Below are 21,985 nucleotides of genomic sequence, written 5' to 3' on the forward strand. Positions count from 1 at the left end.
ATAGGCGAAGGTGGCGTCAGAACCAGATCGGCCTGCCTCTGAAGAAGACGTGGCGTTTGACTAATGCCGCCATTCGAATATCGCCCGTCGCCGGAAATCGATCTGCATTCGGCAGGATGGTCGCAGACTTCGATTTGTCGATGATCGAATTGCACCCATAGATGTTGGTGTCGATCTTTTCGCAGTCGGGTGCTTCCGAATAATAGTCGTCGAAGACGACGACCTTTGAGTGCTTCACGGCATTGTAGTCGAGCGCAATGGTCTGGACGCGGTGGTCGCCATCGATAAAGACGAATTCTGCGCGGACGTCGTGGGAGTGGAGTGTTTCAGCGGTCGTTCCCTGAAGGAGCCGGTATTGAAAACCGGGGTATTGTGAATTGATTTCGTCGAAGCGCGCGGCAACGCGTTCTTTTGCGAATGCTCCCTTCCCATTGAATACTTGCTTGTGAAATTCGGCATCCTTGGTGTCAAACACGTCATAACCCGTATAGGCAACAACGGGGTTATGGCGAAGCGCTTCTCTGCACAGCAGCACGCCCCGATCACCCTGATTTGTTCCGATCTCTACAATTGAGCGGGGCTTGTAGAGGGCAACGAGACTTAGAAGCTGGTCGTAGCGCATTGTAACTTACTTCTTCAGCATTCGAGTTCTGTGTCCGGGATAGGAAAGATGGCTGGCAATCTACTGATGCTTCATATCCGGTCTCGGCGGCAGGATCATACCCGCGGCGATGCCCACAGCCAGTACATAGAGCCAACCCTGATAAAAATCGGTGAGATGCGAGTTGAACACTGAACTCAGCACATTTTGCACGACTGCGGTGAGACCGGTCCATGCGATGGCGCCGCTGCCGCGAAATGTCAGCAGATGCAGGATCCACATGGCGTAAAGCGCGATGGCTCCCAGAAGGCCCCACTGAATCGCAAACAGAAGTGTTTGATTGTGCGGGTTGCCAATTGCAGGCGCGCCGGCCTGCTTTGGAGCATCGCGGGTCAGCAGGACTTTGGCTGATCCTGTCCCGTGACCGATTATCGGTGCGGTTTTGAAGAGTTCGATTGACTTGCTCCACAACTCCAACCGCTGTCCAACTGATGTCGTTCCTTGTTCCTTCTGAGCAACGCGATACTCGCTGAATGCGGCAGATACCTTGTGCTGGAGGTTTGGAGAGATCGACCAAAGTCCGGCGATGGCAACGAGCAGAGCAGGGCATGCGATCCAGAAGTGGCTTGGCTTCAGGTAGCGATATGCAAACAGGACAGCGAGGATGGGAGAATAGACCAGCGCGGTTCGCGATACGTTGACAAAGGCAAGATTGGTCAAGAGTGCGATAGCGATGATTGCTGCCAAAGCGGCGATCACCCGCTGTCCGCGGCGAAACGATTCAATTGCAATGGCGGCGAGTGCGAATGCGCAAAATGCGAAGCCTTGGCTCTGGTCGATGTAATTCTTGACCGGAACGCCAGGCTGGTCCGACTTGTAGTGAATAGACAGTCCCGGCCAGTACAGCGCTATCCACGAGTACAGCATGAGAACGGTGCACGATGCGACAAAGGCGTAGAAGACATATCTGCCGCGATCGGACTGGCTGAAGCAGTAGATCAGTATCGGTATGCCCAGGAGTTTCGCCATGGGGGTCAGCCCGCGAAACCTGTCGGGCCAGGAAAGATCATCTGCCCAAAAGACGCCAAGCACCGCAATAAGGCACAGAGCCAGCGCGGCCGCGCTCGCGGGGTGCTTCAGGGACTGAAGGAATGCCGCCGGTCTTACCGTGCTGAGAAAACCCAGCAGAAAGATCAGCCCACAGATCGACGCGAGAGATGTTGACCAGGGCAATCCGGCGGCCGCAATAATTGCGAAATTTTCCGTACCTTTCCGCCGAGCAGCCTGTGCGGCTGGCCGATTGGGTCCGATCCAAATGAAGAAGCCGTTCCAGACATCGGCCAATTCTCGCTTTATTGCGGCGTACATTACCCCTCGACGGCGCTGTTTTTTGGTGCGGACGGCGGAAAATATGCGATATAGCTCAAGATGATAACCCCATCAGGCGGCAGCTGCCGCTTTCGAATCGGACTGTACCCGGAAGTTGGATGAGCGCAATCGACGGCTATATCGTGCGAACGACGTTGCTGGCGTTCCTGTTGATTCTCGTCTCCCTGACGGGCGTCATCTGGATCACCCAGGCGTTGCGCGGCATCGATTTGATGACCGGGCAGGGCCAGTCGATACTGGTCTTTCTCGGCGTGACAGGCTTGGCTATTCCGCTCCTGGCGATGATCATCGCGCCCATCGCCCTGCTGATTGCGGTGATGCATACGCTCAACAGGCTCGCGACCGACTCGGAAATCATCGTGATGAACGCAGCCGGTCTTTCGCCCGGAAGGCTGCTGCGGCCGTTCCTGTACGCGACGTGTGTGGTCAGTCTGCTGGTCGCCTTTCTGTCGATTTATTTTGCGCCGGAATGCTTGCGAGCCTTGCGGCGATGGCAGACCGAGATCGGCGCCGACGTCCTCACCAATATTCTGCGGCCTGGTGAATTTCAGAGGCTCGGCCCGCTGACGATCCGCATTCAGGGGCGGCAGCCGGGAGGACTTCTGGTCGGGATTTTCATCGACGACCAGCGCAATCCGGCAGAACGCATCGATATTCTTGCGGACCGGGGCACGGTTCAGAAGAACGAGCGAGGCTCCTTCCTGATCCTTCAGGACGGCAACCTGCAACGATTTGAGACAGGCAAGAAGGATCCGGCGCTCGTTGCGTTCAACAGCTATGCCTTCGACCTGTCGCAGTTTTCCAATGTCGTTCAGAACGTGACTTATGGTCCGCGCGAGAGGTCGATCGGAGACCTGATATCGCCACCGCCTGACGATCCGATCTTCAAGCGGGTCCCCGGCGAATTCCGGGCCGAACTGCATGACCGGATTTTCGCGCCAATCTATCCGTTTGTCTTCATCCTGATGGCGTTCGCCATCCTTGGCGCCCCGCGCACCACGCGGCAAAATCGCAACTTCGCCATAGCAGTTCTTGTGGTCGGAATTCTGGTGCTGCGTATCGCGGGGTTCGGGCTCTCGACGGTGTCCACATCGAAGCCGCTCGCTATTCCAGCTCAGTACCTCTTGCTGGCAATCGTCAGTGCGGGAAGTCTCTGGATGATTTTGCGGGGCGTGATCATTGATGCGCCGGCAAACCTGCTGGGTGTGGTTAACAATCTTTTCAACCGGGTCGCGGCATTGCGGACGAGATGACTCCGGCGCTTCGGCGGGCGATTGAACTTGGGTGAGGCATGGCAATTCTGGTTACCGGTGGCGCTGGTTACATCGGAAGTCACATGGTGCGTGAGCTTTGCGACAACGGCGAAAATGTTGTCGTGCTCGATAATCTCTCGACGGGTTTTCGAAACGCTATTCCTGAAGCCGTTCCTTTTGTTTTAGGGGATGTCGCGGACAGTGCGCTCGTCAACCGGATACTGACGGACCACTCTGTTTCGACAGTTATTCATTTTGCCGGGTCGGCGGTTGTCACGGACTCGGTGACCGATCCCCTGGGTTATTACGCCAACAACACCTGCGCCTCTCGTTCGCTGATCGAGGCGGCTGTCAGGAACAACGTCCGTCATTTTATCTTTTCATCCACTGCAGCCATCTACGGAGGAGCCGGCGGTTACAGCATTTCGGAAGATGTTCCGACATCGCCAATTACGCCATACGGCTGGTCAAAGCTGATGACGGAAATCATGCTTCAGGATGCTGGCGCCGCACATGGACTGAAGTACGCGATCCTCAGGTATTTCAACGTGGCCGGGGCAGATCCGCTTATGCGGACCGGTCAGTCGACCCCCGGCGCAACCCACCTCATTAAGGTCGCGGTTCAGGCTGCTCTCGGCATCAGACCTCGGTTGGAGGTTTTTGGAACGCAGTTTCCGACGAGCGACGGCTCGTGCATTCGCGATTATATCCACGTCACCGATCTGGTCCGGGCTCATTCCGATGCGGTCGCTTATCTGCGCGGCGGCGGGGAGTCAGCAATCCTGAATTGCGGATATGGGCGAGGATTTTCCGTGTTTGATGTGGTTCGCACAGTCCAGGCCGTCTCGAAGTCGACATTTCCCGTTGTTCACGCGGCCCCACGCAAGGGTGACCCGATCGTGGTGGTGGCTGCGTCCGAAAAGATAAGGAATGTTCTGGGATGGTCGCCGCGATTTGATGATCTGGAGACGATCGTCGCCCATTCGTACGCCTGGGAACGAAAGCTGACGGGGCGATGAATCGTGAGGGTGCCATGCGCCCTGCGGCGCTAGTCGCGTAACGTGGCTGGGCGATTTGTCTCGGTATGGGCCGGGGCGTTGTCCTGAACCGAAGAGAGAGCGATCAAGCGCACGATCTCGGTGTTCTGTTCAGACATCGCGCGAATTCGCAGATGAAGATTTAGCACAGCTACCAGCGTCACGACGATAAAGCAGTACAGGATGAGGTCGGCACCGCGTCCGACGCCGACGGCATGCGCCGCGATGTTCGTGAGGTCCGGAAGAAGCACCATCACAATTCCGGCGACTGCAATTGTCGTAATAACGCCCCCAACCAAGCGGGAGCGCCGCCACTGTGAAAGCGAATACGCGAATATTCCCAAAAAGCAGAGAACCAGAATTCCCTGAAAAATCACCTGTACATCCTCCGAACGAGTAAATCTTTCAGGATGCTGACGGCTCCGACCATGCGCTGGCCTTTGGCCATGGAATAGTCGGTGTAGATGATGGTGCAGGGCGCTTCGGTGTAGCGGAGGCCCAACTTGCTGATCAATTCCAGAATTTCCGAAGCGTGCGCCATACGGTTCTGGCGGATGCGGATTTTTCTGGCGGCATTCGCACTAAAGACGCGCAGGCCGTTATGGGTGTCGCTGATTTCGAGGCCGGTTGTTACCCGCGTGTAAAGCGTTGCCAGTTTTAGAAGCAGCCGCTTGCTCAATTGCATTCCGACCGTATGCCCAAGGAACCGGGACGCCAGGACGACGTCGAAGCGTCCGCTATCAAGGATCTTGACCATGTCGGCCGCATCGATCGGCCGGTGTTGACCGTCGGCATCGAACGTTACGATATGATCGGCTCCCCGAGACAGCGCGTAGTCGATGCCGGTCTGAAGAGCCGCGCCTTGTCCGAGATTCACCGGATGCCGGCAGACGGTCGCACCGGCATTTCTGGCGTTGATTGAGTCTTGTCCGATGAACAATCGTCGACAACGATGATGTTCGAAAAATACTGACGCGCCGCCGCAACGGTATCGCCGACAACAGCTTCCTCGTTGAATGCGGGAACGACGAGCCACGTGGTGTCGAAGGTCACCGTGAGTAATCCGCTGGCTGAAATTTCGGTCGAGGTCGAGGCGAGAATACAAACCCTGCAACTGCAAATACGTTTCCGCCGGACCGATGTCAAATGAGACCGTGAGGAGCGGGCCCCTGCGGGACTATCAGGAACCGAGCAGCCGTCGGCAACGCTGAACGATGGTGTTCAATCCTCGAAGTGGGGCGGTTATGCGCCACGAAAAGCTGGCGAGGATTTTCCCGTTCAGGTCGGCCAGACGCCCGATTTCCGACCGCAGCACGGTTCTTTCGGAACTGTGTTCTGCGTTCAGGATGGCGATTTGCTCCTCCATCGTGGCGTTCTGCCGTCCAAGGAGTTCATTATGTGCGACTGCGTCCGAGATATCCTGCTTCAGCCCGGCAATGGTGGCCTCCTGCTCCTGCGTTTGTAAGGCCAGAACGCCGGCATGTTGATCGATTTGCCAGGCTTGCAGTTCAGCGGCTTCGCGCTTCAGGCGCTCATCGAGCAACAGTGAGTCGACCAGTGCCGCATCGATCGGGAAGCGCCCGCTCATGCTCCTGGGCTTTGTGATGCAGTCAGAGTAGGCGTGCAGGGTATCGCGGACATGGTCTGACCAGGCTGGAATGCCGGCAGCTTCCCGGGACGATTGCCTGTGCCGGCCAAATGCATTGGCTATCTTCTGGCCGATGTCATTGATGTCGTGAGGATCACAGTAGTCGACCGCGTCGCCAAAGTGCTCCCTGACGTTCGGCTGGTTGCTCAGAATGACATTTTTTCCCGCCGCAAGAGCTTCCAGCCCCGAGAGTGGCGTTCCTTCGGCCCAGCTCGGTAACGCAACGACAGATGCCGCAGAGAGTGCTGATGAGAGGAGGCCGGACTCGTTCGAGACCCGGCCGAGGAAGTGAACGTCCGGTCCGCCGAATTTTCTGATGAGGTCTGCGTATTTTTCATCAGTGATATCCCCGGCAAGCACGAGGGATAGTCCGTGTTTGCGTGCTGCGACCGCCAGCATCAGTTGATTTTTCCGGGTTTCGATACGTCCGATGCAGAGAACGAACTGTTCCGGAACTGCCGGGAAGGTGCTTCGGAACAGTGAGGAGTCAACCTGACCGGCTGCCGAAGGTATGGCTGCGTTCCGAACGAGCGACCCGTTTACGGGCTTTCCCGCAATGACTTCCAGGTTCGCCTTTTCTTCTTCGCTCAGGAAGGCGATGTGATCGGCGAGGCCGAGCATAACGCGCACCTGATCATAAAAACCTGAAACAGGCTCGGGCCGCTCCGAGAATGGAATTTTCAGGAAAGAATCGTACTCGTCTTTGAATGAGAGCAACTCTGCATCCGGTGGAACTGGGTCCATCGCGTTTTCAAAAATCGCGATCAGCTTCTGATTCCATAAGTGGCGGGCGGACAGATCAATGAAGATGGGAGAAAACAGAATACGTGCTCCGCGCGTTCGGAGCGATCGGAGTGTTGCGATCGCTTCGGTCGGCTCCCAGACGTTGAAAACGTGAGCGATCTCCGATCTGCCGACGTCGTCAGGCGTTGCCATGCGGGCGTCAAGGCCTTGCTCGCGCAGCGTCTTCGCCAGCTCCGGAACACGCGTTGAGGGGCCGCCGGCGAAATAGCTCTCGGCTTGATGAAGAATGAGGGCGACCTTGCCAAGGTCGTAAGGTTGCGATGCTGGTTTTGCGCGCGCCTTTTTAGGCGTGACGATCTTGCCCGGAAATTTATCGGCAATCAGTTTTCGGAAGGCGGTGTCATGCTCGTTGGCAAAGCGGTCCCAGGTCTGACCCAGAACCGGGAGGCGCGCCGCTACCTTCGCTGCAACAAGGTCGGTGAGAACGCGTCGGAGGTCAGTTGAACTGCCTGTGGCAAAGGGGATGTGAGGATAGTCGGGTATCCAGCCGACATCCGGTGCGATAATCGGCGTGCCGCACGCAAGCGCCTCGATCGCGCTCATCGGTCCGCCTTCATAAAGCGAGGGGACCAGAATGTAATCCATGTTGCGGTAGAACTCCGGCATCTCGCCTGGCGCAAGCTCGAGGCCGGGGCGGGGCCATCCGGAGCTGGTGAAGTACCACTCGATTTCAGGGATATCGAGCACGTCGGCTACGATATGCTCGCCTTTTCTCTGCGTATGATACGTCCTTCCAACGACACCGATCCGAAGTTTTGGTGAAAACTCGGCGAGATCGACGCCGGGTTTGATGACGACCGAGTTGGTGAAACCTTTTGCCTCCAGCAGCGCATGATATCGCTTCGACATGCAGACGTTCAGGTCGACGGAGTGCGCAGTGTGAAAGAACAGCTCCCGGGCGTCGGCGTGCTCTTCGAGGTGAGTGAGAAACGCAACCTCCAGTTTTGAAACTCGATCCTTCCGGGCGCCATATGTCATGTAGTACTGGATGGTGGCGAGGGGATTTTCGTCAAGATCGTAGGTAACGTAATCAAGCCGCTCGGCGAGCTGCCGTGCGCACTGTTCCAGTATCCAGCCCTTGTCCGAAAGTTTGATGTGAACCGAGAGCATCATATCCGTTATTCTTGCTAGCCACCGTTAGCCGTAGGAATTTTCTGGCAGCATGGCGGGGATATATGGAGGATCCGGCGGCCCAGCCGAATGCCTGGCAATCAGACCAGCGGCGCGAGTCGCCTGTCAGTGACGTTCGTTATTGAGCAGGCCAACCATCATTCCGTGCATTCTTCGCGCAAGCGTCGACCATGAATGATCCCGCAGCCACGTATCGGACGCGTTGATCACTTTCATTCGCGATGCCGGATTTTGAAGGAAATCGATCACCCCGTCAGCGATGCTTGCTGCATCGTTGCCGCGAAGCCGATGGACTGCGTTACCCAGATCTTCGAAAATCCGCACAGGCGTCACTACAACGGGGCGTCTGCTCGAAAGGGCGGTGCGAGCGGCTGCGCTCGATGCTTCTGTTGTCTCCTGGTACGGCAGCACGACGATATCGCAGTCGGCCAGGAGCCGGACCGATGTTTCCTGAGGCTGAAACTCCGTATGCCATTCGATCGATGCCGCGATTCCAAGATTCTTCGCAATTTTTCGGCACCGCTCGATTTCCTGGGCCGAGACCGGGTCCGGATACTCCGCCATGACAAGGCGAAGAATTGCGTCTGGCCAGACGTTTAGAATCTCCGGCATTGCCTCGATAAGCAGGCTCGTTCCCTTGTGAGGAAAGAAAAATCCATAGCTCCCGATCAGTGGCTTCTCGAGCTTGCTTCGCATGGCCCTGGGCTCGATGCCCTCCAGGAGTTCCACGCCTTGAGGAAACAGCGTGACATTCTCGGTCAGGCCCGCGGCCTTCAGCAGGTTCAGATCGTATATAGTATGAACCAGAACGCGATCGGCCGACTTCAGGATGCTTGAGGCGTCCTGAAGATAAGTCCCCCCGGAATGCGCGATGTGCTTCACGTTATGCAGCGTCACGACCCGCCGCAGGTTTTTCAGCGCCGGATCTGCAAAGATTTTCTCGACTACGGCCATCGGAACGAAGGCTGGATGCCACTGGAATACGACGGTATTGGCGCCGGACACCGCGATCTGATCGATGATCCCTTTCGCCGCTCCGAGGTCGCCCAGCTTCCAGGCTGGAATGACAGGCTCGCCGTTCCTGGTTTTGCCAGGGGCCGACCGTTCATCGCAGATAATCGTGATCTTGTCGGTATGCTCGCCAAGCGCCTTGACGAGATGCCGGGAATATTCGGCAATGCCGCATTGAACATCAAAGGTTGAAATCCACGCGATCCTTGTTTCAGAATGAGCTTCGTAACCAAGAAGCTGGCTTGCTATGGTCTCCAGTCGGCTTGAAAATGATGAGGGATCGAACCAGGGCGAAACCGTTGCCCATTTGTCGGCCTCGTGGCCGTTGCCAGTTTTCCGTCGATTCCTGATTTCGTTGAACGCTTCACGCAGTTTTCGCCGCAAGTCTGCTGTATTTGGTTCGATCCATGTTGATCCGTTGGTTGCCAGGTGGCTTTCCGATTGGGAAAAACGATAGTCGATCAGGCTGGCGTTGGCTTCGTTGATGAAATCCATGTGGCCGCCGTGTCCCGTTACGATGAGCCGCAGCCCCCCAGCCAGAGCTTCCGCAGCCGGCAGGTTCAAGCCTTCTCCGCGGGTAGGAAGCACGACCACGTCGGCTTGCCCGTAAAGCGCGAGCAGTTCGTCTTCGCTGAGATCGGTGTTGATGAACGTGATTGGTGCGTCCCGCACCGGTGTCTGGGCTCGCTCCGACAGGATGTTTTCCACCTCGTTGTGAGGATTTGGAAACCCCTTGATCACCAGCCGAACCGGATCGGTTGAATCAAATTCCTTTGTGTAGGCGTCAATAAGAATATCGACACCTTTACGCGGGAAGCATGAAGAGACGTGGAGAAAGACAACTTCCAGTTTGAAATTGTCGACGGATCCAGCGGCCTTTCGTTCGGCAATTTTCCGGAAACGGTCAAATTTTGAAGGATGCTGTACGACGCGGACTGGCAACCTGACGCCCGAATCGATCAAGGCCTTTTCAACCGTTTTCGTCGGCGCGAGAACGGCGTCATATCCTGCGTTAATCGCCTGAACCATCTCATCCGGAAACAGGCCTTCTTCCCAAAAGATCAACAGTGCCTTGAGGTCGTATTCTTCTTTCGGGACGAACAGAGGGTAGTGCTGCACGATGGCGACGCGCTGTGTACCCTGTGGAATTTTCTGTTCGGATGGTTGTGCGGAAAATACCCCGTTGAATTGTCCAACGGTGATCAAGCGAGCGGCGGCACGGCTATGGTCGCTCAAGCTGCGATAGATCGCCCGGTTGACCTCTGAAAGGCTGTAATTGCCTATTGTATGGCCAATTACATCAAACGTGATGTTCAGCTCCGGGGTAGGGAGGACAGCTGCAACCGGAGCTGCTTGCGACGGACGGAGTTGAATGCGGACGTTCGACGCCTTTCGTTTGATCCGGCGCAGGGTGGTGTTCAGGAAGCGCAGGGGGCTCGTGATCTTCCAGGACAGGCTGCTTTTGAGACGCAGGTTCTCTGCGTAGTACGTATGAGCGAGTTGCTCCCAGAGTCTTGCTACGGTGGCGCGATCTTCAGCTTCTTCGATCTTGATGCGAAGCTGGCGCGAAGCAGCTTCCATTTCCTCGATCTGGCGCCGCAGACGCTCCGCTTCAGAACCGCGAATGGACATTTTTCCCCAAAACGTAATCGTCTTTACGAAGCTTCCTTGAACTCTTGAATAGGCGAAAGCGGGGTTGAATTAAACCTCCCTCCGTCCGGGAAATTCTTCATATTGTGACGGTTTGAAACCCATGAATTTAATGAGCTGGCCCGCGCAGCCGGACCGCAAGGTGCTCTTTCAGCGCGATTTGCGGAATGCCGTTTGATTCGAGAAGAATTCTCTATTTTCTGGCTATGAGCGGTGCCGGACGGACGCATTGCCCACTCAACCGTAAACGCGCAAAAGTACTGATCTTCGCGGGGAGATTGTTTATACAGGGGGAGTCGTTTGGGGTAGCCTTAGGGGCTTCTAAAATTGTTAGCGTTTTCAATGGGTTTTACCCATTTGGAAGTGTGATGAACGTGTTGAACTGAGTGAAAGTCGAACTTGATGAAAAAGACGGCACTAATAACCGGCGTTACCGGCCAGGACGGGGCCTACCTTGCGGAGCTGCTGTTATCCAAGGGTTATTCGGTGCACGGTATCAAGCGGCGCACGTCGCTCTTCAACACTGATCGTATTGATCATCTATACCATGATCCGCACGACAAGGGTTACGACCTGACCCTCCATCATGGTGACCTGACCGACTCATCAAGCCTCATTCGTATCGTTCAGGAGGTTCAGCCCGACGAGATCTACAATCTCGCAGCGCAGAGCCACGTTGCGGTATCTTTCGAGGAGCCGGAATACACAGCGAATTCCGATGCTCTAGGCCCGCTTCGCATTCTGGAGGCGATCCGCATTCTCGGGCTTGAGAAGAAGACGCGGTTTTATCAGGCGTCGACCTCAGAACTGTATGGGCTTGTTCAGGAAATCCCGCAGAAAGAAAGCACACCCTTCTATCCACGGTCGCCCTATGCGGTCGCAAAGTTGTATGCTTACTGGATTACGGTGAATTATCGCGAGGCCTACGGGTTGTTTGCGTGCAACGGCATTCTGTTCAATCACGAATCGCCAATCCGCGGCGAAACATTCGTTACGCGGAAAATCACGCGCGCGCTGGCGCGTATCAAACTCGGTCTTCAGGAGAAGGTTTATCTAGGAAACCTGAACGCCCTTCGAGATTGGGGGCATGCGCGTGATTATGTGGAGATGCAGTGGCTGATGTTGCAACAAGACGTGCCGGAGGATTACGTCATAGCAACGGGCGAGCAGCATTCAGTTCGTGAGTTCCTCGAAATCGCGGCGAAGGAGGTTGGCATCACGGTCCGCTGGGAAGGAGAGGGCGTCGACGAAAAAGGATACGATACGTCCACCGGACGATGTATCGTTGAAGTCGATCCGCGTTACTTTCGGCCCGCTGAGGTGGAGACGTTGTTGGGAGATCCTGCAAAGGCGTACCGCCAACTCGGATGGTCACCAAAGACATCCTTCGTCGAATTAGTGACGGAGATGATGAGAGAAGATTTGAAGGTTGCTCAGCGAGATGAGCTCGTGAAGCAGCATGGCTTTAAACATTTTAATTATAACGAATAGGAAATGCATCGCCAGCCGCTGCTCCATGCGCAGATCTCTCAAAGAAGAACTTCTTGGGTCGGAAGATTTTCTTATGTTTTGATTGAGGTTGCTGCCGCTATATGTCGGTCTGGAATATGGGGATGCCGTTGAGAAGAAAAGTACTAGTGACCGGGGCATCCGGTCAGGACGGTTATTACCTCATCGATTTGCTCCAGAAGCAGGGGTGCATCGTTCATGCCCAGTCGCGCCGTCAGACACATCCGAACAGCCATCTGAGTGGAACGTACTGGCACGTCGGCGATCCTACGGACGGCGACTTTCTCGACTCGCTGATTGCAGGCGTTATGCCTGACGAGATCTACAATCTCGCGGCGATCTCCCGGCCGGTCTTGAGTTGGGGATTGCCGCGGGAGACGGCCGAGGTGAATGCATTTTTGCCTCAGCAGATTTGCGAACTGCTGCTCAAGCACAAACCTGGCTGTCGGTTCTTCCAGGCTTCGTCATCCGAGATTTTTGGAGACAGTGCCGATCGTGTTCAAAACGAGCAGACGCCGTGCGTTCCGAAATCTCCATACGGCGCTGCAAAGCTCTATGCCCATCGCATCATTGGGGCCTATCGGACGCAGTACGGTCTTCACGCGTCGACGGGAATCCTGTTCAACCACGAAAGCCCGCAGCGTCCTCTTTCGTTCGTGTCGCAGAAGATTGCCTATGCGGCGGCTGCGATCTCTCTCGGTTTGTCCCATACACCCGAAACCGACGAGCGTGGTCGGCCGATATTGCGCGACGGGAAAATTGCGTTGGGCGATCTGAGCGTTCGGCGCGATTTCGGCTTTGCGGGTGACTATGTGGAAGCGATGCGGTTGATCGTCCAGCATCATGCGGCGGATGACTACGTTATCGGCACCGGTGAAGACCATTCGATTGAGGAATTTTGCAACGAAGCGTTCAACCTGGTCGGCCGCAAATGGACGGACCATGTCAACGTCGATCCAGGTTTGCTTCGAAAGGTCGACAGCCACTATACGCGCGCAAACGCCGCCAAGATCCGTTCTGTGCTGAACTGGCAGCCAAAAGTCGGCTTTCGTGAACTCGTTTCCATAATGGTCAAGGCGCAGATCGATTCCATTCAGAGCAACGTACCATTGAGCGGAGAGCCCGATAACGGCCGCCGTAGCGTGGAATGTTGATGCGGGTTTTACACGCTTACAAAGTTTATCTTCCGGGCGTTTATGGCGGGATTCCCTCTGTCATAGCGATGCTGGCAAGACTATCGCAGTCGGGATTTGCGACGGAAATCCTTGTTGCGCGCGAATGCGGCTTCGCAAGCAGATACAATTTTGAAGGTGTTGACGTCGAGGCTGTCTCATCCATCGGGATGGCGATGTCGACCCCGCTTGCACCCGCTTTCCCGTTCAGATTCGCGAGGCGGGCGAGGGCCTCCGACATTGTCGTTCATCACGCTCCCTTTCCGTTGACGGATCTGGGGATATTGCTGATGCCGAAAGAGCCGGCTCTTATCGTTCATTGGCATGCGGAGGTGATCGGTCGTCTTCGGCTGATGCGATTGCTGACGCCGTTCATCCGGAACTCGCTCAAGCGCGCGGACGTGATTGTTGTTTCCGATCAGGCCATCGTCGAAAAATCTCCCTTCCTGAAGGATTTTGCCGACAAGTGCGTCGTTGTTCCTTATGGATGCGATGTGACGTACTGGGGCGAGCTCAGTTCATCGCAGCGCGAAGCCGTCGACAATTTGCAGAAGCAGCATCCGAGACTTGTGGTCGCGGTCGGCAGGCTTGTCAGTTACAAGGGATATGAAGTCTTTCTGCGGGCCATGCAGGATGTCGATGCCTACGCGGTTATTATTGGAGAGGGGCAGCTCAAGGCCGAGCTCAACAATCTTGCCGCGGAACTTGGTATCCTTGACCGGGTCAAATTCGTGGGCGTTCTGGAGCCCCATGAAGTGAAGCAATACATCCATGCCGCCAAAGTGCTGGCGTTCCCGTCGGTCACGGAAGCGGAAGCTTTTGGGATTGTTCAACTGGAAGCGATGTCGGCCGGCAAGCCTGTTGTGAACACGGATCTTGCGACGGCGGTGCCGAATGTGGCTCGGGACGGCAAGGAGGGGCTGACAGTTCCACCCAGTCAACCGGTCGAATTCGCGGGAGCGCTCCGCCGGTTGCTGGATCAGCCTGATTTCGCCGCCAGACTGGGCGCCGCGGGTAAGGAGCGCGCCTATGCTGAATTCAGCCAGCCGCTGTTTTTGTCTCGGATGCAAGACGTCTATAAAAAGGCCGTGCAACGGCGCCGATCGACTCGGTGAGCAATGGCTGATGGCGTTCCAGGAACGAGTGAATATCCGATGCTGATGGCTGGGCGGAGACAGATGCGCAACCAGGCGCAAATGGCGCTGCAGGACGCCATTGATGGCCTGTCTCTGTGGGCTCTCTGGGGCAAGCTCGGCTGGAACGATATCCTGCAGCGCTATCGTCGTTCGCTGCTTGGGCCGCTTTGGCTCACCGCAAGCATGGCGATCATGGTCATATCTCTGGGACTGGTTTATTCGAAGATATTCAAGACGGAACTGCGTGACTTTATGCCATTCCTCTGCGTCGGGTTGCTGATCTGGGGGTACATCAGCGCAATCCTGTCCGCTGCCGGGACACTGTTCACGGGGGCGGAATCTTACATCAAGCAGATCCGTTTGCCGTACTCGGTCTATGTGCTCCGCTTCATGTGGAGCAACGTCATCATCTTCGCGCATAATTTTGTCATCTACTTCGGAATCCTCATCTACTTCCAGATTTGGCCCGGTAGTGTGGCGCTCTACGCGATTCCAGGCTTTCTGCTGGTGACGCTCAATGGTGCGCTTGCAAGTATGTATCTCGGCATGATGTCGGCGCGCTTCCGCGACATCCCCCAGATTATTGCAAGCTTCATCCAGATCGCTTTCTTCGTGACGCCGATCATGTGGAAGCCGGAGTTGCTCGGCGAACATGCCAGCATTATGGATTTCAACCCGTTCTTTCACCTTATCGAGATTACGCGCGGACCATTGCTGGGACAAATGCCGTCGGTAGTAAATTATCTCGCGGTGGCCGTTATCACACTGTTGAACGCAATTTTCGCGATTGCGTTTTTCATTCGCTTCCGCGCTCGTATTTCGTACTGGGTGTAGGCGATGTTGCAATCACACGATATCGGCGGCCCGCAGACGCTCCTTCGTCTCGACAACGTGAATGTATCGTTCCCCGTGTATCACGGCGGATCGCGCTCACTGAAAAAGGCGATCCTCTCACGCAGTTCGGCCGGGCGCATTGCCCGCGATGCGAACGACCGGATCACCATCGACGCATTGCGTGATGTATCTCTGTCATTGGACAAGGGCGACCGGCTCGCCCTGATCGGTGCGAACGGGGCAGGAAAGACAACGCTGTTGCGGGTCATGGCGGGAATCTACGAGCCGTTTGCGGGCACCGTGCAAATCCATGGTCGGATTTCGCCGATGTTCGATATCGGACTTGGTATCGATAGCGATCTCAGCGGTTATGACAACATCCGGATTCGTGGCCTCTTGCTCGGCCTATCGGCGAAGCAGATTGATCGCATACTGCCTGAGATCGTCGAATTTACCGAACTTGGCGACTATCTCGATATGCCTGTGCGAACCTATTCGTCGGGTATGATCCTGCGACTGACGTTTGCGGTGGCAACGTGCTACGAGCCGGAAATCCTTTTGATGGACGAATGGATTTCAGCGGGCGACGCTCATTTCATGACGAAGGCTCGGGATCGCATCGATTCCTTCGTCAAGAAGGCGAGTGTTCTGGTGCTTGCGTCGCATAATCTGGATGTCTGTCGCCGGTGGTGCAACAAGGGGGTCTGGATGGACAGGGGGAGCGTGAGAGCGTTCGGTCCGGTCGAGGAGGTTGTCGCGCAGTATCACGCCCATGAATACTGATTGTGAATGGATCGCGGCCGAATCACGGACACGCAGTAAACGCACGGAAGCCGATACTATGCTGAATAACCCCCAATGATCGCGTGAGACCAGTCTCCGAAATGCTCGTCGGTTTTGAATCCAGCATCCTGAGTGGCCCGATGACCGGGGTTGCGAACTATACGTTCAATATCGTGCGCTGCGCATTGGAGCTGGATCCCGAAGTTGGCTTTTCAGGATTCCAGGGGCGGGATTGGCGCAGATTCGATCTTGGAGCCGCCCAGGAGATCGCTCAACGCAAGCAAACTGATTCCGATGGGCGCTTGAGCGCATACGCGCGCGTCAGGCGCCGCATGCGCGACCGTGCCGCACAGATTCCTGGTCTGCGCGGAGCCGCGGCGATTTATCGCGAGACACGGCGAAAGAAATTCGTGTCCTCGGTCCACAGCCAGTCGCTCGATCTGTTTCATGCTTTCAATTTCCGGCCGTTGACCGATCCGGGCATTCCCGTTCTGCCGGTAATTTATGATCTCTCGACGTTTCGGCATCCGGAATTTCATCCGGGAGACCGCGTGAGGTGGCTGGAGCCGCTGCGGCAGACGATCGAGCGCGCACCTTTGGTGCAGACCATTTCGGATTTCAGCCGACGGGAAATTGCCAGCCTGTTCGGCTATCCGATGGCGCAGATACTTGTCGTGCCGCCGGCCGCGGCCCCGTTGTTTGCGCCGCTCGGTGAAACAACAACCCAGCCGGGACTTGATGCGTTGGGTCTTAAGTACGGCCAATTCTTTCTTGTTGTTGGGACGCACGAGCCGCGCAAAAACATTCGGACTGTGATTCAGGCCTATTCGCGGTTGACTCCGTCGGAGCGCGCGCGGTGTCCGCTTGTGCTCGCGGGTGGACGAGGCTGGGGCAATCTCGATCTGCCTGAACAAACGGAGACGCTGGTCAGAGATGGATCGGTCCGGTTCGTGCACGATGTGACCGATCCACAATTGCGAAATCTCTACGAGGGCGCGCGCTTGCTGCTCGCGCCGTCACTCTATGAGGGTTTCGGAATGCCTGTCGTCGAAGCGCTGGCGTGTGGAACGCCTGTCGCGTACAGCGCCGACACGGCGATGGAAGAAATCTCAGGAGATACCGGCTCGCGGGTTGGCGCACTCGATGTCGATGGATGGACCGGCGTGCTCAGGAATGCGCTCAACAGCACCGATCATGCTGATCCTGCGCGCCGCACTGAGCGGATTGCTCGCGCGCAAGAGTTTGACTGGCGGCGGAGTGCCGGACTGGTTCTCGATGCCTATCGGCGCATTTTGAACTGATTTCTCGGTTCGGCGACAATCAGCCAGAGTTAACGCGAGCATCCCTGCGGTGCGATGAAATGATAAGGGAAGGTGAATTGTTTTCCAGTCCGTGTGCGCCGGAGCGAAAGGATGATTTCACGCTCCGCTGAGTAGGCTTTCCCGGGCAGGAATTTTGCCATTCGTTCCTTGAACTCAGGATCTGTATCCATCACAACGGCGCCGCCTTTGCGGAGCTTGTCGTCATTGTACCAGGTTGCTCCGGCGATTTCGCGATAGGCGAGCGCGGTCACGTTGCGTTTGGCTTCGATCCCGACGCCGTAGGTGGCTTGTCGGCCGCCGACGAAATAGGCAGGGCCGCAAGTATATTTGCTGTCCCAATCCTGGAGGATCAGCCGCGCGGCCTCCGCGGTTGGCTCCTGCATCGCGCTGTGGCTTGCGAATACCGTAAACACGACAGCCGCTATGATCCCGGCAACGAGGTAAAGCCCCGCGATCAGGGGGACCACACGGCGCTCAACCCAGCCCTTGCAGGATTGGCTCCATTCCATGAATGGCGCGACGGCGAGGAATGTCAGCATGATGTAGGGCGCGGCGAAACGCGCCAGGAAACTCAGCCCGGTAATCATGACAAGGACGATGAGGGCGGCGTGGGCGAACACCGCGGTAAAAAGCAGAAATCGGGACGTAGTAGACTGGTCGGATTTCCGGGGGCGGAATTCAAGAAACCTCTTCCACACGCCGATTGCGACAATCGCATATCCAGGTGCTCCGAAGGCGAGATATCCTGCGAACAGTTCGGCGATGCCGGTCAGGCGTTGCGAGAGCGAACTCTGAAAATCGAAGTGGTCGAGCCCATACTCGAATGCAGCGCTATGTCTGAGCACAGCGACGACATGAGGTAGGATCAACGCCATGCCTGTTGTGATCGCGGCGTAAAAGCCGGGTCGTTTCAATATCTGCCGGTAGCAGGGCAAAAAAAGAATGCTGCCTGCCATTCCGAAGAACAGAACTACGGCATTGTACTTTGTCAGCGCAGCCACGGCAGACCAGAATCCGAAGGCGATCCAGTCGCGCATGCGATCGGATTGGGCCGCCCGGAGAAAATGAAAGACGACGGCGGGCCACGATGTGAGCTGCAGGATGTCGGCGTTGAGCGCAAAGGAGAGAGGCGCGAAGATCGTATAGGACGATGTGCCGTACAGGAACGTGAAGAGCAGGGCATTGTCGCGCGTGGTGGCCAGCCGGAGCGTGCGATAGACATAAATCAGTCCGATCGCGATGAGGAACTGTCCAGTCAGGATCATGACAGCGGCGGATGTGCCGAAGAGCTTGTCAACGATCCCGCCAATCCAGACCATCATCGGCGGATGGAACGGCGTGACGATCGGAAATTCACGTCCCCACGCGATCAATTCGCGGGTGTCGTACATCGCGGTTGGAAACACGGCGACAGCGAGTAGCACCGGAAGCAGCAAGGCAAGTCCAAGAACGGCAAGCGCGGGGCCGCGCCGCAGGCTGGAGTGATCCTCATTGGGCATGACGATGATGTGCCTCGATGCCTTGTAGATTCGCGTGTCTTTGCAGAGATAAATATAGCAATCGAGGCCGCGTGTCGGGTGTTGCGGGCGCAGGCGGCGCGGAAGCCCTCCCCATATTGACCCTGCTGGGATTAGTCAGATACGGCTAGGGACCGCGGCTGAAAGCCGCCGCAGCAGGTGAGATGACGCCGCCATGGCCTCGTTTCTCGATACGTGGCTCGACGGTGTCGATGAGGGCTGGGGAATTCCGGCGTTCCTCGCGCTCTTCATCCTTTTGTGGACGGTCTTTCTTGGTATTGCGTACCTGAACGCGGATCTGCATCCGGACGTTATCGAGGCCTGGGCGATCGGGCGAACGCCGGACTGGGGCGGGGCCAAGCATCCGCCGTTGATGGGCTGGGTTACCCACGCGTGGACGACGGTTTTTCCGGCCCGTGATTGGTCGTTTCACCTGCTGGCGATGACGAATTCCGCCGCGGCGCTCTGGATTATCGACCTGATGACACGGCGGTTTGCAAGAGGCGACAAGCGCGCGATCGTGCTGCTGCTGTTGCTGCTGCTGCCGGTCTATCAATTCCAGGCCCAGCGCTTCAATGCGAACTCGGTATTGTTCGCGGTCTGGCCGCTGGCGATCTATTGCTTCCTGCAGTCCTTTGAGACGAGGCATGCCGGGTGGGCCGTGGCGGCGGGACTGGCCGGGGCGCTTGCGATCCTCGGCAAGTACTATTCCGCATTTCTGATCTTCGGCTTCGTTTTCGCGGCCATCTGGCATCCCGTGCGCCGGGCCTATTTTGCGTCGGCGGCGCCCTGGATTTCAGCCGTCGCAGGCCTGCTTCTACTGGCGCCTCACATTCACTGGATGCTCGGTTCGGGGACCAGTCCCTTCGGCTACGCGTTGGCAACCCATGGCGGCCTTACAGCGGGGCGTGCCTTCCTGTCCGGCCTGACCTTCCTGTTAGGGATCGCAGCTACCCTGGCGCTGCCAGGGCTTGTCTGGGCCGTCATGATCCGCACAAGAGCGGGAGACTACCTGAAAGGGCTGGCGCCGCTCGATCCAGGTCTGTTGCTGATCCTTCTCGTGGCCGTTGGTGCGATCCTTGCCCCGCCTGCGGTCAGCCTGATGCTTGGAAATTCGCTCAGCGCGGTCTGGGCCTCGCCGGGGCTGTTTGCCTTCGTACTGGTCGCGGTCTGCACCGCAAGGTTTCCCGTCAGCCGGACGGAAACCCGAAGGCTGGCCGCAGGTGTGCTTGCGCTCACGCTGATCGCGGTGGTTCTGCTTGCACCTGCTCATGCCTATTACCGGAACCGGCATCCGTTCAGCGAGGGGCGGAACTACTACAGTCCCGCGGCTGCTGAAGTGATGAAGCGCTGGCGTCAGATATCGTCAGTACCGTTGAAAACGGTCAGCGGTGACAAGCTCGCGATGGCGCTGGCCTTCTACTCACCGGACCATCCGGCTTACGTCATACCCTTCAATCAGCAATACGTCTGGCAGACGCCGTCCGACGCGGCGTTGCGAGAAGGCTGGGCGACGATATGCCTGCCGGATGAGGAAACCTGCCAAGTCTGGCTGAAGCACCAGGTTGCACCGGTAGCGCCGGGTGCCATCAGTCTTGATTTTGTGGTGCAGCCGCAATGGTGGGGCTCGGCAGGCATCCCGGCGCGGATCACCGGGCTCCTCGTTCCGCCGCGCGCAGCGCGCTGAGATGAGAACCGTGGCCGCCCGACTGTCTTGGTTGATGACCAGGCGAGGGGCTGTTCCGCTGCTGATCATCTGCCTCTGGGCGGTAGCGGCGTTTCCCAATCTCTCTGTGCGCTCATTCATCTGGGAGGAAGGGACGAACGCCGAGATCGCGCGGGACATTCTGTCCAATGGCAACCTGCTTCAGCCGGAGGTTTATGGACTTCGCTGGAACGAGAAGCCGTCGCTGCTGCCGTGGTTGATCGCCGGAGTTGCGAAGGTCACGGGCGAGGTCAACGAATTTTCCGCGCGGTTGCCTGCGATGATCGCGGTGGTGCTGACGGCGCTGCTGGTTCAGTCGCTGACGCGGCGCTACGCCAGCCTGAATGCATCGCTGCTCGCAGCGTTACTGTTCATGTTTTCCCCGATGCTGTTGCAGAAGCTCGCGATCGCCGAGCCGGATACGTTGGTGACGCTGTTTTCGTTTGCCGCCTTTGTTGTCTGGTGGAACGGCGTTGAGGCCGGCCGCGTCGGCTGGTGGCGCTGGATCGGATGCGGGTTACTGCTCGCGATCCTCGCCATGGCGAAAGGACCCCAGCCGGTGGGCTACTTTGTACTCGGCGTTTCGGCCTATCTCGCCGTAACGAACCGATGGCGCGATATTCCCGGGCTCCTGGTCAGTTTGTTGATCCCGGCCACCGCAACAGTTGCATGGGCAGCCGCAGTTTACCGGCCGGGCGACGAGGCGACCTGGATCAGCTACGCGCGATTAGGCTCAGCTCCGAACATCGGCAACTACATCGTCCAGAACGCGCGCGTTTTCTTCAGCCTTACTGTAGAGCTGATGCCAGCCATCCTGCTAGCGCCGTTCCTTTGGTACGCAAAAAACGACGGCAGGGCTGTTCCACATGTGGCGCTGCCGCTCGCGCTCTATGCTGCCTTGTGTACGATCGTTGTGGTGTTGTGGCCGGGTTCGAACAGCCGCTACGCCATGCCGTGCGTTCCAGCGATTGCAGTGCTTGCCGGGTTGGCTTGGGATGTAACGACAGAAGCGAAATACGGATGGTTGCGGCGTATAGCCGTGGCAATCGTCTCTGTGCTCATCGTCTTTCAGATGATGTTCACGAATGCGGTTGTCCCTCTATTCGCTGACAAATTTGGCGGATCGCGGATCGCGGGGCAGGGCATTGAGCGAGCCATCCGGGCCAATCCCGCTCCCGTGTTTTGCACCAGTCTTGCGACCAATCAGCTTTTTTATATGAGGGCGGGGCCGGTCCGTTGCGTTGATCCGGCCGGCCTTGGTTCGATTCTCGCGCCCGCATGGCTGATTATTCCGCGCGAACATGCACCGCTTTTGGCACAATTGAATTCTGGTCTCGGGGCGCGGTTGGCGGTGGAAACTGACACGGGACCCCACCTGTCGCTTATGCGGCTCGACAGGCGTTGAGCGGCCGTCCAACCAGTCGTCTACCATAGTTCAAAAATTGAATTATTGGCCAATCTGGCTCGCGAGCCCGCGGTCGGA

Annotated in this window: 18 protein-coding genes; 10 read left to right on the top strand and 8 right to left on the bottom strand. The window is 57.1% G+C overall.

What is annotated here, in order from left to right; translation table 11 throughout:
• Positions 1-16: 16 nt before the first annotated feature.
• On the bottom strand, positions 17-622 hold the full coding sequence (locus tag I554_RS0104865) for a class I SAM-dependent methyltransferase (RefSeq protein WP_024575209.1): 606 nt from the start codon (positions 620-622) through the stop codon (positions 17-19).
• A 60-nt stretch (positions 623-682) separates the two neighbouring features.
• Complete coding sequence (locus I554_RS0104870; protein ID WP_244432712.1) at positions 683-1,693, bottom strand: O-antigen ligase family protein; 1,011 nt, start codon at positions 1,691-1,693, stop codon at positions 683-685.
• A 395-nt stretch (positions 1,694-2,088) separates the two neighbouring features.
• Here I554_RS0104870 and lptF point away from each other — a divergent pair, with 395 nt between their 5' ends.
• Positions 2,089-3,243 (top strand): LPS export ABC transporter permease LptF, encoded by a 1,155-nt coding sequence (lptF, locus tag I554_RS0104875; protein ID WP_024575211.1) that lies wholly within the window; start codon positions 2,089-2,091, stop codon positions 3,241-3,243.
• Positions 3,244-3,281: 38 nt separating this feature from the next.
• Positions 3,282-4,262 (top strand): UDP-glucose 4-epimerase GalE, encoded by a 981-nt coding sequence (galE, locus tag I554_RS0104880; protein ID WP_024575212.1) that lies wholly within the window; start codon positions 3,282-3,284, stop codon positions 4,260-4,262.
• 29 nt (positions 4,263-4,291) lie between these two features.
• On the opposite strand, the gene I554_RS26230 is transcribed toward galE, so the two are convergent.
• The 5 genes from I554_RS26230 to I554_RS0104900 all read right to left on the bottom strand — a co-directional run bounded on the left by I554_RS26230 (position 4,292) and on the right by I554_RS0104900 (position 10,506).
• Positions 4,292-4,657 carry a DUF2304 domain-containing protein gene (locus tag I554_RS26230; RefSeq protein ID WP_192817763.1) on the bottom strand — a complete coding sequence of 122 codons (366 nt, stop codon included), beginning with the start codon at positions 4,655-4,657 and terminating at the stop codon, positions 4,292-4,294.
• Positions 4,654-5,220 (bottom strand): glycosyltransferase family 2 protein, encoded by a 567-nt coding sequence (locus tag I554_RS25420; protein WP_204366234.1) that lies wholly within the window; start codon positions 5,218-5,220, stop codon positions 4,654-4,656. The genes I554_RS26230 and I554_RS25420 overlap by 4 nt, the downstream gene beginning before the upstream one ends.
• On the bottom strand, positions 5,154-5,333 hold the full coding sequence (locus I554_RS27770; RefSeq protein WP_204367059.1) for a glycosyltransferase: 180 nt from the start codon (positions 5,331-5,333) through the stop codon (positions 5,154-5,156). Before I554_RS27770 ends, I554_RS25420 begins: the two co-directional genes overlap by 67 nt.
• Before the next feature lie 127 nt (positions 5,334-5,460).
• The gene (locus tag I554_RS25935; protein WP_024575214.1) at positions 5,461-7,845 is read right to left on the bottom strand and encodes a glycosyltransferase; all 2,385 of its coding nucleotides are present in this window, start codon (positions 7,843-7,845) and stop codon (positions 5,461-5,463) included.
• Between the two features lie 123 nt (positions 7,846-7,968).
• Positions 7,969-10,506 (bottom strand): glycosyltransferase, encoded by a 2,538-nt coding sequence (locus tag I554_RS0104900; protein WP_024575215.1) that lies wholly within the window; start codon positions 10,504-10,506, stop codon positions 7,969-7,971.
• Positions 10,507-10,926: 420 nt separating this feature from the next.
• Here I554_RS0104900 and gmd point away from each other — a divergent pair, with 420 nt between their 5' ends.
• The 6 genes from gmd (at position 10,927) to I554_RS0104930 (ending at position 17,259) form a co-directional block, all read left to right on the top strand.
• On the top strand, positions 10,927-12,015 hold the full coding sequence (gene gmd / locus I554_RS0104905) for a GDP-mannose 4,6-dehydratase (RefSeq protein ID WP_029659681.1): 1,089 nt from the start codon (positions 10,927-10,929) through the stop codon (positions 12,013-12,015).
• 101 nt (positions 12,016-12,116) lie between these two features.
• Positions 12,117-13,187 carry a GDP-mannose 4,6-dehydratase gene (locus I554_RS0104910; protein ID WP_244432713.1) on the top strand — a complete coding sequence of 357 codons (1,071 nt, stop codon included), beginning with the start codon at positions 12,117-12,119 and terminating at the stop codon, positions 13,185-13,187.
• Positions 13,187-14,320: a glycosyltransferase gene (locus I554_RS0104915; protein ID WP_024575218.1), complete on the top strand. Its 1,134-nt coding sequence runs from the start codon at positions 13,187-13,189 to the stop codon at positions 14,318-14,320. Before I554_RS0104910 ends, I554_RS0104915 begins: the two co-directional genes overlap by 1 nt.
• An 81-nt stretch (positions 14,321-14,401) precedes the next feature.
• Positions 14,402-15,175 (top strand): ABC transporter permease, encoded by a 774-nt coding sequence (locus I554_RS0104920; protein ID WP_024575219.1) that lies wholly within the window; start codon positions 14,402-14,404, stop codon positions 15,173-15,175.
• A 3-nt stretch (positions 15,176-15,178) separates the two neighbouring features.
• On the top strand, positions 15,179-15,958 hold the full coding sequence (locus I554_RS0104925; RefSeq protein WP_024575220.1) for an ABC transporter ATP-binding protein: 780 nt from the start codon (positions 15,179-15,181) through the stop codon (positions 15,956-15,958).
• A gap of 332 nt (positions 15,959-16,290) precedes the next feature.
• The gene (locus I554_RS0104930) at positions 16,291-17,259 is read left to right on the top strand and encodes a glycosyltransferase family 1 protein (protein WP_244432714.1); all 969 of its coding nucleotides are present in this window, start codon (positions 16,291-16,293) and stop codon (positions 17,257-17,259) included.
• Between the two features lie 29 nt (positions 17,260-17,288).
• Here I554_RS0104930 and I554_RS0104935 read toward each other — a convergent pair whose 3' ends face one another.
• Positions 17,289-18,779 (bottom strand): glycosyltransferase family 39 protein, encoded by a 1,491-nt coding sequence (locus I554_RS0104935; RefSeq protein ID WP_024575222.1) that lies wholly within the window; start codon positions 18,777-18,779, stop codon positions 17,289-17,291.
• A 193-nt stretch (positions 18,780-18,972) separates the two neighbouring features.
• Between I554_RS0104935 and I554_RS0104940 the strand changes: the two genes are divergently transcribed.
• Complete coding sequence (locus I554_RS0104940; RefSeq protein WP_024575223.1) at positions 18,973-20,484, top strand: glycosyltransferase family 39 protein; 1,512 nt, start codon at positions 18,973-18,975, stop codon at positions 20,482-20,484.
• A 34-nt stretch (positions 20,485-20,518) separates the two neighbouring features.
• Positions 20,519-21,907, top strand: a complete 1,389-nt coding sequence (locus tag I554_RS0104945) for a glycosyltransferase family 39 protein (RefSeq protein WP_024575224.1) — start codon at positions 20,519-20,521, stop codon at positions 21,905-21,907.
• Positions 21,908-21,985 lie beyond the last annotated feature (78 nt).

This window comes from Afipia sp. OHSU_II-C1 (genome assembly GCF_000497575.1).
GTDB lineage: Bacteria > Pseudomonadota > Alphaproteobacteria > Rhizobiales > Xanthobacteraceae > Afipia.

What these genes read in the sequence shown, in the direction of transcription:
- I554_RS0104865 (WP_024575209.1), bottom strand. Translation starts at nt 622, where the DNA reads ATGCGCTACGACCAGCTTCTAAGTCTCGTTGCCCTCTACAAGCCCCGC.
- lptF (WP_024575211.1), top strand. Translation starts at nt 2,089, where the DNA reads ATGAGCGCAATCGACGGCTATATCGTGCGAACGACGTTGCTGGCGTTC.
- galE (WP_024575212.1), top strand. Translation starts at nt 3,282, where the DNA reads ATGGCAATTCTGGTTACCGGTGGCGCTGGTTACATCGGAAGTCACATG.
- I554_RS25935 (WP_024575214.1), bottom strand. Translation starts at nt 7,845, where the DNA reads ATGATGCTCTCGGTTCACATCAAACTTTCGGACAAGGGCTGGATACTG.
- I554_RS0104900 (WP_024575215.1), bottom strand. Translation starts at nt 10,506, where the DNA reads ATGTCCATTCGCGGTTCTGAAGCGGAGCGTCTGCGGCGCCAGATCGAG.
- gmd (WP_029659681.1), top strand. Translation starts at nt 10,927, where the DNA reads ATGAAAAAGACGGCACTAATAACCGGCGTTACCGGCCAGGACGGGGCC.
- I554_RS0104910 (WP_244432713.1), top strand. Translation starts at nt 12,117, where the DNA reads ATGTCGGTCTGGAATATGGGGATGCCGTTGAGAAGAAAAGTACTAGTG.
- I554_RS0104915 (WP_024575218.1), top strand. Translation starts at nt 13,187, where the DNA reads ATGCGGGTTTTACACGCTTACAAAGTTTATCTTCCGGGCGTTTATGGC.
- I554_RS0104920 (WP_024575219.1), top strand. Translation starts at nt 14,402, where the DNA reads ATGGCGCTGCAGGACGCCATTGATGGCCTGTCTCTGTGGGCTCTCTGG.
- I554_RS0104925 (WP_024575220.1), top strand. Translation starts at nt 15,179, where the DNA reads ATGTTGCAATCACACGATATCGGCGGCCCGCAGACGCTCCTTCGTCTC.
- I554_RS0104930 (WP_244432714.1), top strand. Translation starts at nt 16,291, where the DNA reads ATGCGCGACCGTGCCGCACAGATTCCTGGTCTGCGCGGAGCCGCGGCG.
- I554_RS0104935 (WP_024575222.1), bottom strand. Translation starts at nt 18,779, where the DNA reads ATGCCCAATGAGGATCACTCCAGCCTGCGGCGCGGCCCCGCGCTTGCC.
- I554_RS0104940 (WP_024575223.1), top strand. Translation starts at nt 18,973, where the DNA reads ATGGCCTCGTTTCTCGATACGTGGCTCGACGGTGTCGATGAGGGCTGG.
- I554_RS0104945 (WP_024575224.1), top strand. Translation starts at nt 20,519, where the DNA reads ATGACCAGGCGAGGGGCTGTTCCGCTGCTGATCATCTGCCTCTGGGCG.